The sequence below is a fragment of the Streptomyces sp. CB09001 genome, from assembly GCF_003369795.1.
In the GTDB taxonomy this organism is placed as follows: Bacteria; Actinomycetota; Actinomycetes; order Streptomycetales; family Streptomycetaceae; genus Streptomyces.
On the sequence record NZ_CP026730.1, the window covers coordinates 1,455,459 to 1,478,980 of the forward strand.

At 70.8% G+C, this 23,522-nt stretch carries 17 protein-coding genes, 1 tRNA gene and 1 pseudogene; 12 read left to right on the plus strand and 7 right to left on the minus strand.

The genetic code is table 11. The features are described from left to right. Nucleotides 1-14: 14 nt before the first annotated feature. The 3 genes from C4J65_RS06865 to polA form a co-directional block, all read right to left on the minus strand. Nucleotides 15-1,787 (minus strand): lytic transglycosylase domain-containing protein, encoded by a 1,773-nt coding sequence (locus tag C4J65_RS06865; protein WP_115741591.1) that lies wholly within the window; start codon nt 1,785-1,787, stop codon nt 15-17. 323 nt (nt 1,788-2,110) lie between these two features. Continuing rightward, nucleotides 2,111-2,476, minus strand: coding sequence for a hypothetical protein (locus tag C4J65_RS06870; protein ID WP_205350965.1), 366 nt, complete (start codon nt 2,474-2,476; stop codon nt 2,111-2,113). A 174-nt stretch (nt 2,477-2,650) separates the two neighbouring features. Next, nucleotides 2,651-5,374 carry a DNA polymerase I gene (gene polA / locus C4J65_RS06875; RefSeq protein WP_115741593.1) on the minus strand — a complete coding sequence of 908 codons (2,724 nt, stop codon included), beginning with the start codon at nt 5,372-5,374 and terminating at the stop codon, nt 2,651-2,653. Between the two features lie 221 nt (nt 5,375-5,595). On the opposite strand from polA, the gene C4J65_RS06880 reads away from it, so the two are divergent. From C4J65_RS06880 to C4J65_RS06920, 9 genes are all read left to right on the plus strand, one after another. Beyond that, entirely contained in the window at nt 5,596-7,875 is a 2,280-nt protein-coding gene (locus C4J65_RS06880) for an FdhF/YdeP family oxidoreductase (RefSeq protein WP_115741594.1), read from the plus strand. An 84-nt stretch (nt 7,876-7,959) separates the two neighbouring features. Then, nucleotides 7,960-8,448: a hotdog fold thioesterase gene (locus C4J65_RS06885; protein WP_115741595.1), complete on the plus strand. Its 489-nt coding sequence runs from the start codon at nt 7,960-7,962 to the stop codon at nt 8,446-8,448. A gap of 440 nt (nt 8,449-8,888) precedes the next feature. Next, the gene (locus C4J65_RS37160; protein WP_346265866.1) at nt 8,889-9,134 is read left to right on the plus strand and encodes a hypothetical protein; all 246 of its coding nucleotides are present in this window, start codon (nt 8,889-8,891) and stop codon (nt 9,132-9,134) included. Next, complete coding sequence (locus tag C4J65_RS06895) at nt 9,131-9,727, plus strand: Tat pathway signal sequence domain protein (protein WP_115746326.1); 597 nt, start codon at nt 9,131-9,133, stop codon at nt 9,725-9,727. The genes C4J65_RS37160 and C4J65_RS06895 overlap by 4 nt, the downstream gene beginning before the upstream one ends. Before the next feature lie 287 nt (nt 9,728-10,014). Next, on the plus strand, nt 10,015-11,250 hold the full coding sequence (locus C4J65_RS06900; protein ID WP_162833062.1) for a branched-chain amino acid ABC transporter substrate-binding protein: 1,236 nt from the start codon (nt 10,015-10,017) through the stop codon (nt 11,248-11,250). A gap of 116 nt (nt 11,251-11,366) precedes the next feature. After that, nucleotides 11,367-12,299 (plus strand): branched-chain amino acid ABC transporter permease, encoded by a 933-nt coding sequence (locus C4J65_RS06905; protein WP_115741598.1) that lies wholly within the window; start codon nt 11,367-11,369, stop codon nt 12,297-12,299. 5 nt (nt 12,300-12,304) lie between these two features. Beyond that, nucleotides 12,305-14,134, plus strand: coding sequence for a branched-chain amino acid ABC transporter permease (locus C4J65_RS06910; RefSeq protein WP_115741599.1), 1,830 nt, complete (start codon nt 12,305-12,307; stop codon nt 14,132-14,134). A 5-nt stretch (nt 14,135-14,139) separates the two neighbouring features. Next, complete coding sequence (locus C4J65_RS06915; protein WP_115741600.1) at nt 14,140-15,069, plus strand: ABC transporter ATP-binding protein; 930 nt, start codon at nt 14,140-14,142, stop codon at nt 15,067-15,069. Then, entirely contained in the window at nt 15,066-15,782 is a 717-nt protein-coding gene (locus tag C4J65_RS06920) for an ABC transporter ATP-binding protein (RefSeq protein ID WP_109031890.1), read from the plus strand. The genes C4J65_RS06915 and C4J65_RS06920 overlap by 4 nt, the downstream gene beginning before the upstream one ends. Nucleotides 15,783-15,861: 79 nt before the next feature. On the opposite strand, the gene C4J65_RS06925 is transcribed toward C4J65_RS06920, so the two are convergent. Next, complete coding sequence (locus tag C4J65_RS06925; protein WP_115741601.1) at nt 15,862-16,518, minus strand: response regulator; 657 nt, start codon at nt 16,516-16,518, stop codon at nt 15,862-15,864. 100 nt (nt 16,519-16,618) lie between these two features. On the opposite strand from C4J65_RS06925, the gene C4J65_RS06930 reads away from it, so the two are divergent. Both C4J65_RS06930 and C4J65_RS06935 read left to right on the plus strand, forming a co-directional pair. Beyond that, nucleotides 16,619-16,693: transfer RNA gene (locus C4J65_RS06930), tRNA-Leu, on the plus strand. Nucleotides 16,694-16,799: 106 nt separating this feature from the next. Next, complete coding sequence (locus C4J65_RS06935; RefSeq protein WP_346265867.1) at nt 16,800-17,252, plus strand: hypothetical protein; 453 nt, start codon at nt 16,800-16,802, stop codon at nt 17,250-17,252. Here the strand turns inward: C4J65_RS06935 and pyk are convergent, their stop codons facing one another. After that, complete coding sequence (gene pyk, locus C4J65_RS06940) at nt 17,253-18,689, minus strand: pyruvate kinase (protein ID WP_115741602.1); 1,437 nt, start codon at nt 18,687-18,689, stop codon at nt 17,253-17,255. A 214-nt stretch (nt 18,690-18,903) separates the two neighbouring features. Here pyk and C4J65_RS06945 point away from each other — a divergent pair, with 214 nt between their 5' ends. Continuing rightward, complete coding sequence (locus C4J65_RS06945) at nt 18,904-20,712, plus strand: 5'-nucleotidase C-terminal domain-containing protein (protein ID WP_115741603.1); 1,809 nt, start codon at nt 18,904-18,906, stop codon at nt 20,710-20,712. A 29-nt stretch (nt 20,713-20,741) separates the two neighbouring features. Here C4J65_RS06945 and C4J65_RS06950 read toward each other — a convergent pair whose 3' ends face one another. Beyond that, nucleotides 20,742-22,154 carry a SidA/IucD/PvdA family monooxygenase gene (locus C4J65_RS06950; protein WP_115741604.1) on the minus strand — a complete coding sequence of 471 codons (1,413 nt, stop codon included), beginning with the start codon at nt 22,152-22,154 and terminating at the stop codon, nt 20,742-20,744. Then, nucleotides 22,151-23,508 (minus strand): annotated as a pseudogene (locus C4J65_RS06955) (aminotransferase class V-fold PLP-dependent enzyme). The gene C4J65_RS06950 and the pseudogene C4J65_RS06955 overlap by 4 nt, the downstream one beginning before the upstream one ends. Nucleotides 23,509-23,522 lie beyond the last annotated feature (14 nt).

Sequence of the window (23,522 nt, forward strand, 5' to 3'; positions counted from 1 at the left end):
CGGGCGGACGGTGTCTACGCCTCGGGTCCAGTCGACGAACCGGTCGACGGCTCCGGCGTCGGGTCGGCCGCCTTGGCCACCTTCAGGGTGATGTCGAGCGTGGCGCCGCCCGGCGTGGTGAGGCGCAGGATGTACGTGCCCTCCGCGTCGTCGGCGTACAGCTTCGGCAGCTTCAGCAGGCCCTCGGCGTCGGTCTTCCGGCCGGTCAGCGTACGGACGGCCTTGCCGTCGGCGTCCTTGAAGTAGGGGCCCTTGTCGTTCTCGGCCGGGTCGTCCTCGGACTTGATGAGCGTCGCGGTGACGGCGACCTTGTCCGCGACGGCACCCTTGAGCGTGGCCTTCACCTCGATCGGGTCGGCGAACTCGCCGCCCGGCGTGCACGTCAGCTCGGTCTGGCCGGTGCCGGTGAGGGCGTCGGCGACGCGCTCGGTGACGGTGGCCACGTAGTCGAGGCCCGGGACGGTGCGGCCGATGACGGTGGCGCGGACGGTGAACTCGCCGGTCTGTTCGCCCGCCACCAGCGCGGGCGCGACGGCCACGCCGGAGGAGGGGTCGGTGGTGACCGCGGCGACCTTCTCGCCGCCGGTGAAGGTGGCGTCCGTGTCGCCCAGGACGGTGAAGCGGACGCGCACCTTGCCGACGGCCTCTCCGGTCTTGGTCTCGGCGCGGGTGCTGATCTTCTTGGCGAACGTGTCGCCCGCGACGGCGCTGAACCCGGTGGCGCCGGCGTTCTCCAGGTGGTGAACGGTGTCGGTGGGCGTGGGGGTCTCGGTCGGCGGCGCCGGGTCGGTGGGCGGCGTGGAGGGGGTGGTGCTCGGGCCTCCGGGATCGGTGGGACTGCCCGACGCCGGCGGCTTGCTCGGGGTGCGGCCCGGACTGGGCGTCGCCGGGCCGGGGGTCCGGGGCCGGCTGCTCGCGCCCGTGCCGCGGCCCGTGGAACCGGTGCCGACGGTGGTGTCGTCGCTGCGGCCGACCGGGAGGCTGCCGGTGCCGTCCGGGATCTCGTGGGTGCCCTTGCGGTAGTACTCCAGCCACGACAGGACCGTGTGCAGGTAGTCCTGCGAGTTGTTGTAGCTGAGGATCGCGCGCTTCAGGTCGGCCTGGTCGGCCAGGTCCCAGCCGTTGCGGCACAAGTAGTGTCCGGCGGCAAGGGCGGCGTCGTAGACGTTGTTCGGGTCTTCCTTGCCGTCGCTGTTGCCGTCGCGGCCCGCCCACGCCCAGGTGGACGGGATGAACTGCATCGGGCCGACGGCGTTGTCGTACCTGCTGTTGCCGTCGTAGACGCCGTTGTCGGTGTCCTTGATGAGCGCGAAGCCGTTGCCGTCGAGCTGCGGGCCGATGATGCGGCCGATGGTGGTGCCGTCGGCGTCCACGCGGCCGCCACGGGCCTGGCCGGACTCCACCTTGCCGATGGCGGCGAGCAGTTGCCACGGCAGGTTGCAGCCGGGCTTGGACCGGCTCAGCTCGGACTCGGCCTTCTTGTAGGCGTCGAGGACGGTCGCGGGAATGCCGGCCTCGGACGCGCCGCGGGAAGCGGGAGTGCCCGTGGTCGGAGCGGGGCTGGGGCTGTTGAGCGGCGGCAGGTCGGTGTAGTAGCGCGAGTTGCCGGTGGCGCTCTCCGCGGGGGGAGTGTCGGACGTCGGCGCGTTGTCGGCGGTGGTCTGTCTGCCGTTGCCGTCGGCCGTGACGTCGGGCGCCTGGGACGCGGACAGGGCCGCGACCGCGACCGCCGCCACGGTGGTGGTGACCGCCGCCTTGCGGAGCCTCCTGTCGAAATGCGCCGCCATAGAGTGAACCCCTCCCCTGGACGCCCGCGCGTCCCTCTCCGTCCGTCTTCTGCTGTCGTGCTCGCCCGTCGTACCTGCTGTGTCCGCCCTGTTGTGACGAGCGACCGGCGCGGACGGTTGCACCGCGATCCGCCGGGCACCGTGGTCGTCTGTTCGACCGGTACGGTGCCGCAGGCGACCCTACGGCAACTTTCTTTGCACGGGCACCCGTTCCTGCCCGACATTCACCACTTGGCCATATGAGGGGTTCTGTTGGGGTTCTGTCGGCGTTCTGATGCCGTTCGCCCTCGGTCATGCGGCAAGCGTGCCGTCCGGAGCGGCCGTCAGTACGGAGCCGGTCCGGGGCGGGCGCCGAGGGTGTCGGCGGGCGCGACGAACACGGTGAACGTGTGGGCGGGTCGGGGCCGGGGCAGCAGGGCGAGGGCCAGCGCGAGGTAACTGCGTGCCAGGTCGGCCCAGAGCTGCCAGGCGGGTGTTCCGTGCGGGGCGGCGGTCGCCGGGGTCCGGTGGGCGAGCCTGCGGCGGAGGTCCGTCGCGGTGCGGTGAAGGACCGTCGCGACGGTGGCGGGGATGCGGCCGGTACTTGCGCCCGGTGCGAAGACCGGGACGGGGAGGAGTGGCACGCGGGCGGGTCCGTCGGTGCGTGCCCGTGCCGGTGTCGTCCGGTGGTGGAGCATGCGTATACCCATGCCCGCATCCTCACGGGAGACCGGGGCGGGGGCGTTTCCTCGGGGGCCACCGGAGTGACGGGGCGGGCGGGGCCTGGACGGAACGGGGGTGCCGCCCGCCCCCGCGTGGCGGGGCGTCCCCCAGTGCCCGACGGCCTGGGAGGCGCCCCCACCGCGCACCCGTGCCGCCGCTCACTAGTGCGCTGCCGACTCCCAGTCCGGGCCCGCGCCCACCGAGACGCCCAGGGGGACCCTGAGCCGCACGGCGTCGGCCATTTCGCGGCGGACCAGTTCCTCGGCCGCGGCGCGCTCGCCCGGAGCGATCTCCAGCACGATTTCGTCGTGGACCTGGAGGAGCATGCGGGACTTGAGGTCGGCCTCGCGCAGCGCCTTGTCCACGTTGAGCATGGCGATCTTGACGATGTCGGCCGCCGTGCCCTGGATCGGCGCGTTCAGGGCCATGCGCTCGGCCGCCTCGCGGCGCTGGCGGTTGTCGCTGTTGAGGTCGGGCAGGTAGCGGCGGCGGCCGAAGAGGGTCGCCGTGTATCCGGTGGCCCGTGCCTCGTCGACGACCCGGCGCAGATAGTCGCGCACGCCGCCGAAGCGCTCGAAGTAGGCGTCCATCAGGCCGCGGGCCTCGGCCGCCTCGATGTTCAGCTGCTGGGAGAGGCCGAAGGCGGACAGCCCGTACGCGAGTCCGTAGGACATGGCCTTGATCTTGCGGCGCATCTCCGCGTCCACGGCCGACTGCTCGACGGAGAAGACCTGGGCCGCCGCGGTGGTGTGCAGGTCCTCGCCGGACGTGAACGCCTCGGTCAGGCCCGCGTCCTCGGACAGGTGGGCCATCACGCGCAGCTCGATCTGGCTGTAGTCGGCCGTCATCAGGGACTCGAATCCCTCGCCGACCACGAAGCCGCGGCGGATGGCGCGGCCTTCGTCGGTGCGGACCGGGATGTTCTGCAGGTTCGGGTCCGTGGACGAGAGGCGGCCGGTCGCGGCGACCGTCTGGTTGAAGGTGGTGTGGATACGGCCGTCCGCGGCGATCGTCTTGATCAGGCCCTCCACCGTGACGCGCAGCTTGGCCTGCTCGCGGTGGCGGAGCATGATCACCGGCAGCTCGTTGTCCGTCTGGGCGGCGAGCCAGGCCAGGGCGTCGGCGTCGGTGGTGTAGCCGGTCTTGGTCTTCTTGGTCTTCGGCAGGTTCAGTTCGCCGAAGAGGACTTCCTGGAGCTGCTTGGGCGAGCCCAGGTTGAACTCGCGTCCGGCCGCGGCGTGGGCCTCCTTGACCGCCTGCTGGACGGCGCCCGCGAACATCTGCTCCATGGCCTGGAGGTGCTCCCGGTCGGCCGCGATGCCGTGCCGCTCCATGCGGGCGAGCAGCGCGGACGTGGGCAGCTCCATGTCGCGCAGCAGGTCGGCGGCGCCGACGTCCGCCAGACGGCTCTCGAAGGTCTCGCCCAGGTCGAGGATGGCGCGGGCCTGCACCATCAGCACCTCGGCCTCGGCGTCGTCGTCCGCGCCGAAGGCGAGCTGCCCGTCGGCCGCGGCGGCGGGGGCCAGCTCGCGGTGCAGGTACTCCAGGGACAGCGCGTCCAGGTCGAAGGAGCGGCGGCCGGGCTTGACCAGGTAGGCGGCCAGCGCGGTGTCCATGCCCACGCCGGCGACGCTCCAGCCGTGCTCGGCGAAGACGCGCATCGCGCCCTTGGCGTTGTGGAAGACCTTCGGCCGCTCCGGGTCGGAGAGCCAGGTCCGCAGGGCCGTCTCGTCGGCCTCGTCGGTCTCCGTCGGGTCGAACCAGGCGGCCTTCCCGTCGGACGCGGCGAGCGCGACCTCGGCGACCGAGCCGGTGCCCAGGGCCCAGGTGTCGACGGTGGCCACGCCGAGCGGCCGCGCGCCGTGCTCGGCGAGCCAGCCGGCCAGCTCGCCCGTGCCCAGCACCGTGCCGTCCAGCTCCACGCCGTCGGCGACCACCGGGGTGGCCTCGGCCTCCTCGGCGCCCGGGTCGACGGCGTAGAGCCGCTCGCGCAGCGAAGGATTGCGGATCTCCAGGGTGTCCAGGATCACCGCGACGCCCTTGCGGTCGTAGGCCGTCCGCTCCAGGTCGGTGACGGTCCTCGGCAGCTCGACGCGCCGCTCCAGCTCGGTGAGCCGGCGGTTGAGCTTGACGGACTCCAGGTGGTCGCGCAGGTTCTGCCCGGCCTTGCCCTTGACCTCGTCGGCGCGCTCGACCAGCTCCGCGAACGACCCGAACTGGTTGATCCACTTCGCGGCGGTCTTCTCGCCGACGCCCGGGATGCCAGGCAGGTTGTCGGAGGGGTCGCCGCGCAGCGCCGCGAAGTCGGGGTACTGGGCGGGGGTGAGCCCGTACTTCTCGAAGACCTTCTCCGGGGTGAAGCGGGTCAGCTCGGAGACGCCCTTGGTCGGATAGAGGACCGTGGTGTGCTCGCTGACCAGCTGGAAGGAGTCCCGGTCGCCGGTGACGATCAGGACGTCGAAGCCCTCGGCCTCGGCCTGGGTGGCGAGGGTGGCGATGACGTCGTCCGCCTCGAAGCCCTCGACGGCGAACCGGGGCACGTGCATGGAGTCGAGCAGCTCGCCGATCAGCTCCACCTGCCCCTTGAACTCGTCCGGGGTCTTGGAGCGGTTCGCCTTGTACTCGGTGAACTCCTCGGACCGCCAGGTCTTGCGGGAGACGTCGAACGCCACCGCGAAGTGCGTGGGCGCCTCGTCACGCAGGGTGTTGGCCAGCATCGACGCGAACCCGTAGATCGCGTTGGTCGGCTGGCCGGTCGCGGTCGTGAAGTTCTCCGCGGGCAGCGCGAAGAACGCGCGGTACGCCAGCGAGTGCCCGTCCATGAGCATCAGCCGCGGTCGGCCGCCGGAGGTGCTGTCGGTCTTCTTCGATGCTGTCTTCGCCACAACCCCGATCCTGCCACGTGCCACTGACACTCGGCTCCGCCCTCACCGTCCCGCCACGTCCCGCCACGTCCCGCGCCGCCCGGCGTCGGGCGCGCGGCGACGGCATCGCGGGTTCCGCAACCTTTGCTCACCACCTCCGCCCCTCCCGGACGGCCTCGGTGTCACCGTGGCGTGCGAGGATCGGAGACGTACTTCACAACGCGTAAGCGAAGGAGCGCGCGATGGCGAGCAAGCCGCCCAAGGGTGATCCGGTTCAGGACGCGCCGCAGGTCTCGGAGCCCCAGCACGCGGCGGCGGGCATCCCGGCGATCGGCCACACCCTGCGGGTCGCGCAGCGGCAGATGGGTGTGAAGCGGACGGCACTGACGCTCCTGCGCGTCAATCAGAAGGACGGCTTCGACTGCCCGGGCTGCGCCTGGCCGGAGGGGGACCACCGGCACAAGGCGGAGTTCTGCGAGAACGGCGCGAAGGCCGTGGCCGAGGAGGCCACGCTGCGCCGGGTCACGCCCGAGTTCTTCGCCGCGCACTCCGTGGCCGACCTCGCGACCCGCAGCGGCTACTGGCTGGGCCAGCAGGGCCGGCTGACGCACCCGGTGTACCTGCCGGAGGGCGGCGAGCACTACGAGCCGGTCACCTGGGAGCGCGCCTTCGGCATCGTCGCGGAGGAGATCGCCGCGCTGGACTCGGCCGACGAGGCGGTCTTCTACACCTCGGGGCGCACCAGCAACGAGGCGGCGTTCCTGTACCAGCTCTTCGCGCGCGAGCTGGGCACCAACAACCTGCCGGACTGCTCCAACATGTGCCACGAGTCGTCCGGCTCGGCCCTGTCCGAGACCATCGGCGTCGGCAAGGGCAGCGTCCTGCTGGAGGACCTCTACAAGTCCGACCTGATCATCGTGGCGGGCCAGAACCCGGGCACCAACCACCCGCGGATGCTCTCGGCCCTGGAGAGGGCGAAGGCGAACGGCGCGCGGATCATCAGCGTCAATCCGCTGCCCGAGGCCGGTCTGGAGCGCTTCAAGAACCCGCAGACCCCCAAGGGGCTCACCGCGGGAGCCTCCCTGACCGACCTGTTCCTGCAGATCCGCCTCGGCGGCGACCAGGCGCTGTTCCGGCTCCTCAACAAGCTGATCCTCGAGACGGAGGGCGCGGTCGACGAGGCCTTCGTCGAGGAACACACGCACGGCTACGAGGAGTTCGCGGCGGCCGCCCGCGCCGCCGACTGGGACGACACGCTCGCCGCGACGGGTCTCACGCGCGCCGAGATCGAGGAGGCGCTGCGCATGGTGCTCGCCTCGGAGCGCACCATCGTGTGCTGGGCGATGGGCCTGACCCAGCACAAGCACTCGGTGCCCACGATCCGCGAGGTCGTGAACTTCCTGCTGCTGCGCGGCAACATCGGCCGCCCGGGCGCGGGCGTGTGCCCGGTGCGCGGCCACTCCAACGTGCAGGGCGACCGCACGATGGGCATCTTCGAGCGGCCCGCGCCCGCCTTCCTGGACGCCCTGGAGAAGGAGTTCGGCTTCGCCCCGCCGCGCGAGCACGGCTACGACGTCGTACGGGCGATCCGCGCGCTGCGCGACGGCGAGGCGAAGGTCTTCTTCGCCATGGGCGGCAATTTCGTCTCCGCCTCCCCCGACACGGAGGTCACCGAGGCGGCCATGCGCCGCGCCCGGCTCACGGTGCACGTGTCGACGAAGCTGAACCGCTCGCACGCGGTCACGGGCGCGCGGGCGCTGATCCTGCCGACGCTGGGCCGTACGGAGCGTGATCTCCAGGGCGGGGGCGAGCAGTTCGTGACCGTCGAGGACTCCATGGGCATGGTGCACGCCTCGCGCGGGCGCCTGGAGCCCGCGAGCGGGCAGTTGCTGTCCGAGCCCGCGATCGTGTGCCGGCTGGCGCGGCGGGTGCTGGGCGAGGAGAGCCGCACGCCGTGGGAGGAGTTCGAGAAGGACTACGCCACGATCCGCGACCGCATCGGGCGTGTCGTGCCGGGCTTCGAGGACTTCAACGCGCGCGTGGCACACCCCGGGGGCTTCGCCCTCCCGCACGCCCCGCGCGACGAGCGCCGCTTCCCGACGGCCACCGGTAAGGCCAACTTCACCGCCGCGCCGGTGGAGTTCCCCGAGCTGCCCGAGGGGCGGCTGCTGCTGCAGACGCTGCGCTCGCACGACCAGTACAACACGACGATCTACGGCCTGGACGACCGTTACCGGGGGATCAGGAACGGCCGTCGCGTCGTCCTGGTCAACCCGGAGGACGCCCGGAAGCTGGGCGTCGAGGACGGCTCGTACGTCGACCTGGTGAGCGAGTGGCGGGACGGGGTGGAGCGGCGGGCGCCCGGTTTCCGCGTCGTGCGGTATCCGACGGCGCGGGGCTGCGCGGCGGCGTACTACCCGGAGACCAACGTGCTGGTGCCGCTGGACGCCACCGCGGACACCAGCAACACCCCGGCCAGCAAGTCCGTGGTCGTCCGTCTGGAAGAATCGGCGACCGACTGAGCGTTTGCTCAGCGAAGCGGCCGGCCGACGCCCCGAGCGGCCGGCCGGCGGACACGCAGCCGTATCGACGAACGGAGCCGGCCCATGGGCGAGCAGCAGCAGGTGCAGTTCCCGCAGGAGGTCATCGACGAGTACGCCGCGCTCGGCGTCGATCTGCCCGCGCTGTTCTCCGCCGGACATCTGGGGACGCGCATGGGTGTCCAGATCGTCGAGGCGTCCGCCGACCGGGTCGTCGGCACGATGCCGGTGGAGGGCAACACCCAGCCGTACGGACTGCTGCACGGGGGCGCCTCGGCCGTGCTGGCCGAGACGCTCGGTTCGGTCGGCTCGATGCTGCACGGCGGCGCCTCCAAGATCGCCGTCGGGGTCGACCTGAACTGCACCCATCACCGCGGGGCCCGCTCCGGTCTGGTCACCGGGGTGGCGACGCCGGTGCACCGCGGCCGGTCGACGGCGACGTACGAGGTCGTGATCAGCGACGAGCAGGACCGCCGGGTGTGCACCGCCCGGCTGACCTGCCTGCTGCGGGACGTGAACCCCGGCGACGGGGCCCGGACGGCCGCGGCCGGCTAGGACCTGTCCGACGGGTCGTGCCGCGGAGGCGGGGTCCGGCACGCGCGGCCGAGGCGCCCGCGGCGCACTCCGGCCCGGACACGGGCATTGCCCCCTGCCGCCGGGCGCTCTAGCGTCGGGGCATGGGACGGGGAGGCGGCCCTCGGCCGGGGGCGGTGGCGCTTCGGCGCGGTGTCGTGCGGGGGCGGGCCGTGCCCGGAGGGGGCGTACGGGACCTTGCGGACCCGACTCCGGCCCGGACCGTGGCCCCCACCCTCACCCTGGCCCTGGCCCTGCTGATCGGCGTCTCCGTCGCCGGGTGCGGCAGCGGCTCGGATGACGGAGGGGGCGGTTCCGCCGGCACCGCGCCCAGCGCGTCACCGTCGTCCCCAGTGTCCCCGTCGGCGACGTCGTCCCCCTCGGCAAGCCCCCCGCGCCCCTTGTCCGGCGCGGAGTTGTGCGTGAGCGCCGTCGGGTACTGGGCGCGCGAGACACTGGACGGCGGTGTGCCCTACGGCGACTATCAGTCGATGGGGCTGTCCAACCGGCAGTACGACATCCTGCGGGAGGTCGTGGCCGCGGCACGGGCCGCGAAGCGGGAGCAAGGCGCCCGCGCCGCGGGAGAGCTGATCGACCGCCAGGTGCGCCGGACGTGTAGCGAGCGGTACCGCGACGGCGGTCCGAGCGTCGGCCCGTGGCAGCGATGAGCGGCGTCGGACCGGTCGAGCCGGGCGAGGACACCCGCGTCCGGGACGTCCCGCAGCCCCGTCCGCGTGGCCCCCTGGCCCTGCGCTACGACCGCCACCGCCGGACGGTCCTCGCCTCCGCCGCCGCCCTCGCCGTCCTGGCCGGCGGCGGCTACCTGTACGCGAGCCGCCCGCAGCCGCGCCCCGCTCCCCCGCCGCCCTACCCGTCCCAGGCGGTCGACCTGGTCTACGTGGCCCCCGTGACCGGCTCGCCCGGGACCGGGGCCGCCGGCTACAGCTTCACGGTGCTGCTGAGCGTGCGCAGCGGGCCGCCCGTCACGGTGACGCGACTGACCCAGCCCTACGCCGGCCTGTCGGTGACCACCTCCCCCGCGGCACCTTTCCAGACAAAATCACATTCCGCCCGCAAGATCATTGTCACGCTACGGGTGACGGAATGTGAAAAAGCGCCCCGGAATCCCGGACTCCCTTTCCTGGATGTAACACTGCGTAATGTGCGCGCAATAGAAGCGCACAGTTTCATCCTGGGGACGCGCTATGCGCAGGACCTCTCCCGCGCCCTCGAGGTCGCCTGCAGCAACGATTCGAGGTAATGACCAAAACGTCCCAGACGCCTGAACCCGGGCGGTCCGTCCTGCGGGTTCTCAGCATGCGGACAGGGCGAATCGGCCTGAATTCAGCCCTTCTTCCCAGCCAGTACCGCTCTGCAATACCCGGTGTCATAACAAGAGAGTCACAGCCTCAGTCAGACCCTCCTCCACCTTCCCCACACCCGCTTAGAGTCACGGCCAGTCACCGCGCCGTCGGATTGTCATTTCGGCCCCGCGCTCGACTCGACCGCCTCCACGGGGAAGCGGCCGTGCCAGGGAAAGGACTGATCGTGCGTCAACGTTCGCTCATCGCCATCACCGCCGCTCTGGCGGCGGGAGCGCTCACCCTCACCGCCTGCGGCTCGCGCGACGACGACGGCGGCTCCGACTCCGGCAACGGCGGCGGTGGCACCACCGTCGTCATCGGTGTCGACGCCCCGCTGACCGGCGACCTGTCCGCGCTCGGCCTCGGCATCAAGAACTCGGCGGACCTCGCGGCCAAGACGGCCAACAAGGACAAGACCGTCGACGGGATCACCTTCAAGGTCGAGGCCCTCGACGACCAGGGCCAGCCCTCCGTCGGCCAGCAGAACGCCAGCAGCTTCGTCGCCAACAAGGACGTCCTCGGCGTCGTCGGCCCGCTGAACTCGTCGGTCGGCGAGTCCATGCAGAAGGTGTTCGACACCGCCAAGCTGGTCGAGGTCTCCCCGGCCAACACCGGCCCCTCCCTCACCCAGGGCCCGGACTGGCGCAACAAGAAGGTCCGCCAGTACAAGTCGTACTTCCGCACCGCGACCACGGACGCCATTCAGGGCCCGTTCGCCGCGCAGTACGTCTACAACGACGCCAAGAAGAAGAAGGTCTTCGTCATCGACGACAAGAAGACCTACGGCGCGGGCCTCGCCGGCACCTTCACCGAGGAGTTCAAGAAGCTCGGCGGCCAGGTGGTCGGCACCGAGCACATCAACCCCGACACCAAGGACTTCTCCTCGGTCGCCACCAAGGTGAAGAACTCCGGCGCCGACGTCGTCTACTACGGCGGCGAATACCCGCAGGCCGGCCCGCTCAGCAAGCAGATCAAGGAAGCCGGCGCCAAGATCCCGCTCGTCGGCGGCGACGGCATCAAGGACGACACCTTCATCAAGCTGGCCGGCGCCGCCGCCAACGGCGACCTCGCCACCTCGGTCGGTGCGCCCGTCGAGACCCTCCCGTCCGCCAAGAAGTTCGTGGCCGACTACAAGGAAGCCGGTTACAAGGAGGACTACGCGGCCTACGGCGGCTACTCCTACGACTCCGCCTGGGCGATCATCGAGGCCGTCAAGAAGGTCGTCGAGGACAACGGCGGGAAGCTTCCCGACGACGCCCGCGCCAAGGTCACCGAGGCCATGCAGAACGTCTCCTTCGACGGTGTGACCGGCAAGGTCTCCTTCGACGAGTTCGGTGACGCGACCAACAAGCAGCTCACCGTCTACTCGGTCGAGAACGGGGCCTTCAACGACGTCAAGTCCGGTACCTACACCGGCTGACCGACCCCGCACCACAGCCCACGAGCCGCGCGGGGCGCTGTTCCACTGGCGCCCCGCGCGGACTCGCATCCGGCCACACCATCCGTCGAACGTCCGAATGTCTCGGAGGACATGCGGTGAACGAACTGCCGCAGCAGCTGGTCAACGGCCTGCTACTGGGATCCATGTACGGGCTCGTCGCCATCGGCTACACAATGGTCTACGGCATCGTCCAGCTCATCAACTTCGCCCACGGCGAGATCTTCATGACCGGCGCCTTCGGCGCACTCACGGTCTACATGTACATCCTGCCCGACGGCACCTCCATGCTGATCGCCCTGCCCCTGATGCTGCTCGGCGCGGTGATCGTCTCCACCGCCGTCGCCGTCGGGGCGGAACGGTTCGCCTACCGACCCCTGCGCGGCGCACCCAGGCTCGCGCCGCTCATCACCGCCATCGGCCTCTCCCTCGCCCTGCAGCAGGCGGTGTGGGCCTGGTACCCGGACGCGAAGTCCGCGCGGCCCTTCCCGCAGATCGACGGCGGGCCCTTCCACATCGGCAACGTCACCCTCCAGACCGGCGACATCTTCCTGTTCGTCGTCGCCCCGGTGAGCATGGCCATCCTCGGCTTCTTCGTGATGCGCACCCGCACCGGACGGGGTATGCAGGCCACCGCCCAGGACCCGGACACCGCCAAGCTGATGGGCGTCAACACGGACCGCATCATCGTGATCGCCTTCGCGCTCGGCGCCGTCTTCGCCGCCGTCGGAGGCGTCGCCTACGGTCTCAGGTACGGCCAGATCGAGTTCAAGATGGGCTTCATCCTCGGTCTCAAGGCCTTCACCGCGGCCGTCCTCGGCGGCATCGGCAACATCTACGGCGCCATGATCGGCGGTGTCGTCCTCGGCGTCGCCGAGACCCTGGCCACCGCCTACATCGCCGACATCCCCGGCCTGGACAAGTTCGGCAGCCAGTCCTGGGCGGACGTCTGGGCCTTCATCCTCCTCATCCTCGTGCTGTTGTTCAGGCCACAGGGCCTGCTCGGCGAACGCGTTGCGGACAGGGCGTGACACCGATGACCACACAGACCACCGCGCCGAAGAGCACCGGCGGCGCCCCCACACCGGGCGACGCATCCGGACTCATCGGCATACCCGCGAACCTCGGCCGTGCCCTGGCCACCGGCGGCGGCGTCCTCACCGTCGTCTCCACCTTCCTCGCCTGGACCTGGACCGCCGAGTTCCCCGGCGACCTCACCGTCTACGGCTACCCCGGCGGCCTCCAGGTCCTGGTGCTGATCGCCGGCGCCCTCACCGCCCTCTTCGGCCTCGCCTCGTACGGCGTCAAGGGGCTCGGCTGGCTCGCACCCGCCGGCGCCGACGCCGCGCTCAAGTTCGCCGCCCTCGCCGCCTTCGCCACCACCTGGTACACGGTCCTCGCGATCAGCACCAAGCTCGGCGGCCTCGTCAACCTCGAACCCGGCGGCTACATCGCCGCGGCCGTCACCCTCGTCGCGTTCCTGGGCGCCCTCGCACTGCCCTTCGAGCGCCCCGAGCCCGACCCCTTCGACCCCGACGACACCGGCTGGGACCGGTTCAAGCACACCAGCTCCCAGAACTGGCAGACCGTCCGGGCGGCCTTCGCCTCCAAAGACCCCCGGCCCGTGCGCGCGCTCCCCTCCTACGTCGAGATCCTCGTCATCGTCGCGACCCTCGCCGTGGCCCTGCTCGTCTTCACCTACGGCATCGGCACCGAGTACGACGAACTGTTCATCGGCTTCCTGATCGTCGCCGGTTTCGGCTTCACCGCCCTCCACCGGTCCGGACTGATCGGCCACATCACCGAGATCACCGCACGGCACCAGAACATCACCGTCTGCGGCGGCTTCATCGCGGCGGCCTGCTTCCCCTTCACGCAGTCCGACGACCAGTACGCCACCCTCGGTGTCTACATCCTGATCTTCGCCACGGTCGCACTCGGCCTGAACATCGTCGTCGGCCTCGCCGGCCTGCTCGACCTCGGCTACGTGGCCTTCCTCGGAGTCGGCGCCTACGCCGCCTCCATGGTCTCCGGCTCCCCCAGCTCGCCCTTCGACCTGCACCTGCCCTTCTGGGCCGCGGTCCTGGTCGGCGCGGCCGCCTCCCTGGTGTTCGGCGTCCTGATCGGCGCCCCCACACTGCGGCTGCGCGGCGACTACCTCGCCATCGTGACCCTCGGCTTCGGCGAGATCTTCCGGATCACCGCCAACAACCTGGACGGCACCTCGGGCCCGGACGTCACCAACGGCTCCAACGGCATCTCGTCCATCCCCGACCTCAAGATCCTCGGCTTCGACCTCGGTGTCTCGCACGACATGGGCGGCTTCACCCTCGGCCGGTTCGCCAACTACTTCCTGCTGATGCTCGTCATCACGGCCGTCGTCGTCCTCGTCTTCCGGCGCAGCGGCGACTCCCGCATCGGCCGCGCCTGGGTCGCCATCCGCGAGGACGAGACCGCCGCGCTCGCCATGGGCATCAACGGCTTCCGCGTCAAGCTCATCGCGTTCGCCGTCGGCGCCTCGCTGGCCGGACTGGCCGGCACCGTCCAGGCGCACGTCACCTACACCGTCACGCCCGAGCAGTACCTGTTCGCCGGCACCACGCCGCCCAACTCCGCCTTCCTGCTCGCCGCGGTCGTGCTCGGCGGCATGGGCACCATCGCCGGCCCGCTCATCGGTGCGGCGCTGCTCTTCCTGATTCCCAACAAGCTCCAGTTCCTCGACGACTACCAGCTCCTCGCCTTCGGGCTCGCGCTCGTCCTGCTGATGCGCTTCCGCCCGGAGGGCCTCATCGCCAACCGGCGCCGCAAGCTGGAGTTCCACGAAGAGGACGAAGCGCCCGCAGTCCTGAGCAAGACAGGGGCCTGACCACCATGACCACCGACACCACCACCAAGGACACCGCACCGGGCGCCCCCGCCCCCGGCACCACCATCCTCGACGCGCGCGGTGTCACGATGCGCTTCGGCGGACTGACCGCCGTGAACGGCGTCGACCTCACCGTGAACAGCGGCGAGATCGTCGGCCTGATCGGCCCCAACGGCGCCGGCAAGACGACCTTCTTCAACTGCCTCACCGGCCTCTACATCCCGACCGAGGGCGAGGTCCGCTACAAGGGCCGGGTCCTGCCCGCCAAGTCCTTCAAGGTGACCGCCGCCGGCGTCGCCCGTACCTTCCAGAACATCCGCCTGTTCGCCAACATGACGGTCCTGGAGAACGTGCTCGTCGGCCGGCACACCCGCACCAAGGAGGGCTTCTGGTCGGCCGTGCTGCGCGGGCCCGGCTTCCACCGCGCGGAGAAGGCGTCCCGGGAACGCGCCCTGGAACTGCTGGAGTTCGTGGGCCTCGCGCCCAAGGCCGACCACCTCGCCCGCAACCTGCCCTACGGCGAACAGCGCAAGCTCGAGATCGCCCGCGCGCTCGCCAGCGAACCGGGGCTGCTGCTCCTGGACGAGCCGACCGCCGGCATGAACCCCCAGGAGACCCGGGCCACCGAGGAACTGGTCTTCGCCATCCGCGACCAGGGCATCGCCGTCCTCGTCATCGAGCACGACATGCGGTTCATCTTCAACCTCTGCGACCGCGTCGCCGTACTCGTCCAGGGCGAGAAGCTCGTCGAGGGCGACAGCGCCACGGTGCAGGGCGACGAACGCGTCGTCGCCGCCTACCTCGGCGAACCCCTCGCCGACGACCCCGGCGCCGCGGAGGCCGCCGAGGTGGAGGCCGCCGAAGCCGCGCAGGCCGAAGCCGCCCGGGCCGACACCACCACGGACACCGCGGCCGGCAAGGAGAACGACCGATGACCGCACTGCTCGAGGTCGAGGACCTCCGCGTCGCCTACGGCAAGATCGAGGCCGTCAAGGGCATCTCCTTCAAGGTCGACGCCGGCGAGGTGGTCACCCTCATCGGCACCAACGGCGCCGGCAAGACCACGACGCTGCGCACCCTGTCGGGGCTGCTCAAGCCGGTCGGCGGCCAGATCAAATTCGGCGGCAAGTCGCTCAAGAAGGTCCCCGCGCACCAGATCGTCTCGCTGGGCCTCGCCCACTCGCCCGAGGGGCGGCACATCTTCCCGCGCATGACGATCGAGGACAACCTGCGCCTCGGCGCCTTCCTGCGCAGCGACCGGCCGGGCATCGAGAAGGACATCCAGCGCGCCTACGACCTCTTCCCGATCCTCGGTGAACGCCGCAAGCAGGCCGCGGGCACCCTGTCCGGCGGTGAGCAGCAGATGCTCGCCATGGGCCGTGCCCTGATGTCCCAGCCCAAGCTGCTCATGCTCGACGAGCCCTCCATGGGCCTGTCGCCGATCATGATGCAGAAGATCATGGCGACGATCGCCGAGCTGAAGTCCCAGGGCACCACCATCCTGCTCGTCGAGCAGAACGCCCAGGCGGCCCTGTCGCTGGCCGACCACGGCCACGTCATGGAGGTCGGCAACATCGTCCTGTCCGGCAGCGGCCAGGACCTGCTGCACGACGAGTCGGTCCGCAAGGCCTACCTGGGCGAGGACTGACAGCCGCCACGCAGCACCGTACGGCTGAGGCCCGCGCCCCCCACACCGGGGACGCGGGCCTCACTCGTACGTCGGAGCCTCAGCCCTTGGACGCCTTCTTCTCCTCGGCGTCCTGAATGACCGCCTCCGCCACCTGCTGCATCGACATCCGCCGGTCCATCGACGTCTTCTGAATCCACCGGAAAGCCGCCGGCTCGGTCAGGCCGTACTCCGTCTGCAGCACCGACTTCGCCCGGTCCACCAGCTTGCGGGTCTCAAGCCGCAGACTGAGGTCGGCGACCTCCTTCTCCAGCGCCTTCAACTCCGTGAACCGCGACACGGCCATCTCGATCGCCGGCACCACGTCGCTCTTGCTGAACGGCTTCACCAGGTACGCCATGGCCCCGGCGTCCCGCGCCCGCTCCACCAGGTCGCGCTGCGAGAACGCGGTCAGCATCAACACCGGCGCGATGCTCTCCTCGGCGATCTTCTCGGCCGCGGAGATGCCGTCCATCTTGGGCATCTTCACGTCGAGGATCACCAGGTCGGGCTTGTGCTCCCGGGCCAGCTCCACGGCCTGCTCACCGTCACCGGCCTCACCGACGACGGAGTACCCCTCCTCCTCCAGCATCTCTTTGAGATCCAGCCGGATCAGGGCCTCGTCCTCGGCGATGACAACACGGGTCGTCAGCGGAGGAACGTGCGACTGGTCGTCGTCGGTCACGTCGGCGGGCTGGGGCGACTCGGGGGCGGTCACGTGAGCTCCTCGTTCGGGGCAGGGGTACTGCTGACAAGAGCCTACCTAGCTGCGGTAAGGTGTACGCGCGGAGGGTCGGGGGAAACCTTCGATTCCGCGGGCCCCGGTAGCCCAATTGGCAGCAGGCAATGGATTCAAAACCCATACAGTGTCGGTTCGAGTCCGACCCGGGGCACTTTTCCTTCGTTTCCAAGGTTGTCATCAGCAAGTGGATGTCCACGTTCTCGTGAACATCCATTTTTTGCTGCGCCTCGCAATTCCCACACTCGCAAAGTGGTCGCATGTACGACATGAGCACGCGCGAGCGAGCACTGGCACTGGTGGCACAAGGACATAGCCTCAACCCGGTCAGCAAGACGACCGGCATGTCCCGCGCTGCCATCCGCTCGTGGCAGGCGCGCATCGAGCCTCTGCCACGAATGCGGCAAACACTCCGCTCGCTGTGCGGCCCAACAGCCGAGCCGCCCCGGAACCAGGCGGCATACGCCTACCTGCCAGGCCTTTGTCTCGGAGATGGCTGCATCAGTCCCGGCGTGCGGTCGGGCTACTTCCTCCGGATCGCGTGCGCCGATGCGTGGCGCGGCCTCGTCGATGCGTGCGCTGCCGCCATCGAGGCCATCAACCCCAGCGGCAAGGCCCACCGGGTCCAGGCCGTCGGATACTCCTCTGTGGTCGGCTACACCCGCAAAGCCTCCGTGGCCCTCATGGACGTTCACGTCGGTCCCAAGTACTGATCACTTGGGACCGTCGTCCTCCCCGATGTGGTGCACCCGCACCAGATTGGTCGTGCCCGACACCCCGGGCGGGGAGCCGGCCGTGATGACCACGACGTCGCCCTTCTCGCAGCGTCCGTAGCGGGTCAGAAGCTCGTCCACCTGGTCGACCATCGCGTCCGTGGAGTCCACGTGCGGGCCGATGAAGGTCTCCACGCCCCAGGTGAGGCTCAGTTGCGAGCGGGTCGCCGGTTCCGGGGTGAAGGCGAGCAGCGGGATGGGTGAGCGGTAGCGGGAGAGGCGGCGGACGGTGTCGCCGGACTGGGTGAAGGCGACCAGGAACTTGGCGCCGAGGAAGTCGCCCATCTCGGCGGCGGCGCGGGCGACGGCACCGCCCTGGGTGCGGGGCTTGTTGCGTTCGGTCAGCGGGGGGAGTCCCTTGGCGAGGATGTCCTCCTCGGCCGCTTCGACGATGCGGGCCATGGTGCGCACGGTGTCGGTCGGGTGCTTGCCGACGCTGGTCTCGCCGGAGAGCATCACCGCGTCGGTGCCGTCGATGACCGCGTTGGCGACGTCGGAGGCCTCCGCGCGGGTCGGGCGGGCGTTGTCGATCATGGAGTCGAGCATCTGGGTGGCGACGATGACCGGTTTGGCGTTGCGTTTGGCGAGCTTGACGGCGCGCTTCTGGACGATCGGCACCTGTTCCAGGGGCATCTCGACGCCGAGGTCGCCCCGGGCGACCATGATCCCGTCGAAGGCCGCGACGATGTCCTCGATGTTCTCGACGGCCTGCGGCTTCTCGACCTTGGCGATGACGGGGAGGCGGCGGCCCTCCTCGTCCATGATGCGGTGCACGTCGAGGATGTCGCGTCCGCTGCGCACGAAGGAGAGCGCGACCACGTCGAAGCCGGCCCGCAGCGCCCAGCGCAGGTCGTCCTCGTCCTTCTTCGACAGGGCGGGCACGGACATCGCGACGCCGGGCAGGTTGAGGCCCTTGTGGTCGGAGACCATGCCGCCCTCGACCACCCGGGTGCGCACCCGCGGACCGTCGACGCCGGTCACCTCCAGGCAGACCTTGCCGTCGTCGACGAGGACGCGTTCACCGGGGGTGACGTCCTCGGCGAGGCCCGCGTAGGTGGTGCCGCAGGTGTGGCGGTCGCCCTCGACGCCCTCCTCGACGGTGATGGTGAAGCTGTCGCCGCGTTCAAGGAGTACGGGTCCTTCACCGAAGTGGCCGAGGCGGATCTTCGGACCCTGAAGGTCGGCGAGGGTGCCGACGCTGCGGCCGGTCTCGTCGGACGCCTTGCGGACACGGTGGTAGCGCTCTTCGTGTTCGGCGTGGGTGCCGTGGCTGAAATTGAAGCGGGCGATGTCCATTCCGGCGTCGACCAGGTCCTTGATCTGGTCGTACGAGTCGGTGGCGGGCCCAAGAGTGCAGACGATCTTTGCTCGGCGCATGGTTCGAGCCTATGACTTACTGCCGGGTAGCGAATTGGCCACGCATGACCACTCAACAGCCTTTGAGTAAAGGGTTATTGACAAGTGTTGAATTGTGCGCACCTCCGCTCCGATGAGCATTCGGATGGTCCGCCACCCCTTGACAGGAGGCATGTTCAGGACAGAATCTACGCGCGTTGCCACTGTCTGCACGGGTCCCCGAGGAGAGTCAGTCATGCCGTTGAACCGCCGGAAGTTCCTGAGCAGGTCCGCCGTGACGGGGGCGGGGGTCGCCCTGGCCGGCGCGGCGGCGGCTCCGGCGGCCGAGGCCGCGGCCCCCGCGCACCGGGGCCACGGCCGGCCCAAGCGGTACGCGCTCACCGTGCTCGGCACCACCGACCTGCACGGACACGTCTTCAACTGGGACTACTTCAAGGACGCCGAGTACACGGACGCGGCCGGCAACGCGCAGGGCCTGGGCCGGATCTCCACCCTGGTGAACCAGGTCCGCGAGGAGAAGGGCCGCCGCAACACCCTGCTGGTGGACGCGGGCGACACCATTCAGGGCACCCCGCTGACGTACTACTACGCGAAGGTGGACCCGATCACCGCCGAGGGCGGTCCGGTGCATCCGATGGCGCAGGCGATGAACGCCATCGGCTACGACGCGGTGGCGCTCGGCAATCACGAGTTCAACTACGGCATCGAGACGCTGCGCAGGTTCGAGGAGCAGTGCGACTTCCCGCTGCTCGGCGCGAACGCGGTCGACGCGAAGACCCTGAAGCCCGCCTTCCCGCCGTACTTCATGAAGACGTTCCGGGTGAAGGGCGCGCCGCCGGTGAAGGTGGCGGTGCTGGGGCTGACCAACCCGGGCATCGCGATCTGGGACAAGGCGTACGTGCAGGGGAAGCTGGCCTTCCCGGGCCTTGAGGAGCAGGCGGCCAAGTGGGTGCCGAAGCTGCGTTCGATGGGCGCGGACGTCGTGGTCGTCTCGGCGCACTCGGGCTCGTCGGGCACGTCCTCCTACGGTGACCAGGTCCCGTACGTCGAGAACGCGGCGGCCAACGTGGCGCGGCAGGTGCCGGGCATCGACGCGATCCTGGTCGGGCACGCGCACGAGGAGATCACCGAGCTGAAGGTCGTCAACGAGGAGACCGGGAGGACCGTCGTCCTCTCGGAGCCGCTGTGCTACGCCGAGCGGCTGACCCTGTTCGACTTCGAGCTGGTCTTCGAGCGGGGCCGCTGGCACGTCGAGTCGGTGAAGGCGTCGCTGCGCAACTCCAACGCGGTCGAGGACGACCCGGGGATCACGAAGCTGCTGGCGGACGAGCACGAGAAGGTGGTGGCCTACGTCAACCAGGTGGTGGGCACCGCCACCGAGACGCTGACCACGGTCGAGGCGCGGTACAAGGACGCCCCGATCATCGACCTGATCACCAAGGTGCAGGAGGACGTGGTCAAGGAGGCGCTGGCGGGCACGGAGTACGCCTCGCTGCCGGTCCTCGCGCAGGCGTCGCCGTTCTCGCGGACTTCCGAGATCCCGGCCGGCGACGTGACGATCCGGGACCTGTCGAGCCTGTACGTGTACGACAACACGCTGGTCGCGAAGTTGCTGACGGGCGCGCAGCTGCGGGCGTACCTGGAGTACTCGGCGGAGTACTACGTGCGGACGGCCGCCGGTGCGCCGGTGGACGTGGACAAGCTGACGAACGCGAACGGCCGTCCGGACTACAACTACGACTACGTGTCGGGGCTGGCGTACGAGATCGACGTGGCACAGGCGGCCGGTTCACGGATCAAGAATCTGACGTACGGCGGTGCTCCGCTGGAGGACGCCCAGCAGTTCGTGCTGGCGGTGAACAACTACCGGGCCAACGGCGGCGGCGCCTTCCCGCACGTGGCGTCGGCCAAGGAGCTGTGGTCGGAGTCGACGGAGATCCGCACCCGGATCGCGGAGTGGGCGACCGCGAAGGGTGTGCTGGACCCGAAGGACTTCGCGTCGGCGGACTGGTCGCTGACGCGCGACGGCGTACCCGTGTTCTGACGCACGGGGCCCGAGGCGGCCCTGGATCCCTAGATCCCGTCCACCAGGGGGGTGAGTGCCCGGTGGTGGCGCGCGGACGGGATCTGGGGCAGGCCGCCGTCCAGGCCGAAGGTGGTGAAGGCGGTGCGGGCGGGCAGCGGGTACGGCTCCCGGCCGGTGAGGTCGTTGAGGATGGTCGCGCTGCGCCAGGCGGCTAGGCCCAGGTCGGGCGTGCCGACCCCGTGGGTGTGCGTCTCGGCGTTCTGGACGTAGACGGAGCCGGTGACGGAGGGGTCGAGGACGAGGCGGTGGCGGTCGTCGACGCGGGGGCGTTCGGAGCTGTCGCGTCGCATGTAGGGGTCGAGCCCGGCGAGGAGGCGGCCGAGCGGGCGTTCGCGGTGGCCGGTGGCGAGGACGACGGCGTCGGTGGTGAGGCGCGAGCGGGTCTTCTGCTGCTCGTGCTCCAGGTGGAGTTCGACCTGGGTGGCGGCGATGCGTCCCGCGGTGCGGACGTGGACGCCGGGGGTGAGGGTGGTGTCGGGCCAGCCGCCGTCGAGGGTGCGCCGGTACAGCTCGTCGTGGATGGCGGCGGTGGTGTCGGCGTCGATGCCCTTGTGCAGCTGCCACTGGGCGGCGACGAGGCGGTCGCGGACCGGTTCGGCCAGGCCGTGGAAGTAGCGGGTGTAGTCGGGGGTGAAGTGTTCCAGGCCGAGCTTGGAGTACTCCATGGGGGCGAGGGCGCCGGTGCGGCCGAGCCAGTGCAGCCGCTCCCGTCCGGCGGGGCGGTGGCGGAGCAGGTCGAGGAAGACCTCGGCGCCGGACTGGCCGGTGCCGATGACGGTGACGTGTCCGGCGGCCAGGAGCGTGTCGCGGTGGCGGAGGTAGTCGGCGGCGTGGACGACGGGGACGGCGGGGTCCTCGACGAGGGGTCTGAGCGGGTCGGGGACGTGCGGTTCGGTGCCGACGCCGAGGACGACGTTCCTGGTGTGGGTGCGGCCGAGGGCCTCGGCCTCCCCGCCGGCGTCGAGCTGGGTGTAGTCGACCTCGAAGAGGTCGCGTTCGGGGTTCCAGCGCACCGCGTCGACCTGGTGGTGGAAGTGCAGGGCGGGCAGTCTCTCGGCGACCCAGCGGCAGTAGGCGTCGTACTCGGCGCGCTCGATGTGGAAGCGCTCGGCGAAGTAGAACGGGAAGAGGCGTTCTCTGGCCCTGAGGTGGTTGAGGAAGGTCCAGGGGCTCGCCGGGTCGACGAGGGTGACGAGGTCGGCGAGGAAGGGCACCTGGACGCGTGCGCCGTCGATGAGCAGGCCGGGGTGCCAGCGGAAGTCGGGGCGCTGGTCGTAGAAGACGGCGTCGAGGCCGGTGAGGGGGTCGGCGAGGGCCGCGAGGGAGAGGTTGAAGGGGCCGATGCCGATGCCGACGAGGTCGCGGGGGGCGTCGGGGGTGTGGGGTGCCGGGGTGTTCATCGCGGGACGTGTCCTTCCACGAGCGTCAGGAGCGCTGCGAGGTCGTCTGGGCGGGTGTGGGGGTTCAGGAGGGTCGTCTTGAGCCAGAGCCGGCCGTCGGCGCGGGCGCGGCCGAGGACGGCGCGGCCGGTGGTGAGCAGCGTGCGGCGTACGGCGGCGACGTCGTCGTCGGTGGCTCCGGCGGGCCGGAACAGGACCGTGCTGATGGTGGGCGGGGCGTGCAGTGCGAACCCGGGGTGGTTGTCGACCAGCGCGGCGAACTCCTGGGCGAGCGAGCAGACCGTGTCGACGAGGGCGCCCAGTCCGGCGCGGCCCAGGGTCTTGAGGGTGACGGCGGTCTTCAGGACGTCGGGGCGGCGGCTGGTGCGCGGGGAGCGCCCGAGGAGGTCGGGGAGGCCCGCGTCGGTGTCGTCGTCGGCGTTGAGGTAGTCGGCGCGGTGGTGGAGGGCGGCGAGGTCGTCGGTGTCGGTGACCGTGAGGAGTCCGGCGGGGATCGGCTGCCAGCCGAGCTTGTGCAGGTCCAGGGCGACGGTGTCGGCGGCCTCCAGTCCCGCGAGCCGGGCGCGGTGCCGGTCGCTGAACAGGAGGCCGGCGCCGTAGGCGGCGTCGACGTGGAGGCGGGCGCCGTGGGCGGCGCAGCGGGCGGCGATCTCGGGCAGCGGGTCGATGAGCCCGGCGTCGGTGGTGCCCGCGGTGGCGGCGACCAGGTGCGGGCCGGGGACCTGGGTGAGGGCCTCGTCGAGGGCGGCGGGGTCGAGGGTGCCGGCGGGGGCGGGGACGACGACGGGCTCGGGCAGGCCGAGCAGCCAGGCGGCGCGGGGCAGCGAGTGGTGGGCACCGGCGCCGTGGACCAGCCGCAGGCCCGCGCCGTGCCGCTCGCGGGCGAGCAGGACGGCGAGCTGGTTGGACTCGGTGCCGCCGGTGGTGACGAGGGCGTCGGCGGCGCCGGTCTCGCGGGCGAGGGCGCGGGTGACGAGGGCTTCCAGCGCGGAGGCGGCGGGTGCCTGGTCCCAGGAGTCGAGGGAGGGGTTGAGGACGCTCGCGGCGAGGTCGGCGGCGGCCGCGACGGCGAGCGGCGGGGCGTGCAAGTGGGCGGCGCACAGGGGTGGGCGGGGTCGGCGGCGCCCTCGGCGAGCGCGGTGACCAGGACGCGGAGCGCCTCGGGGTCGCCCCGGCCGGGCAGGATCTCACCGGCCGCGTCGGCCACCCGGGCGGCGACGGCGCCGGGGCCGCCGACGGGCAGCGGGCCGCCGCGTGCGGCCGTGCCGGCACGCAGGGCGTCGAGCACGGTGTCGAGCAGGGGCCGCAGGGCGTCGGTGCCGTGCGGGCCCGAGGCGAGGGGCGGCATGCCCATGAGCTGTCCTCCGG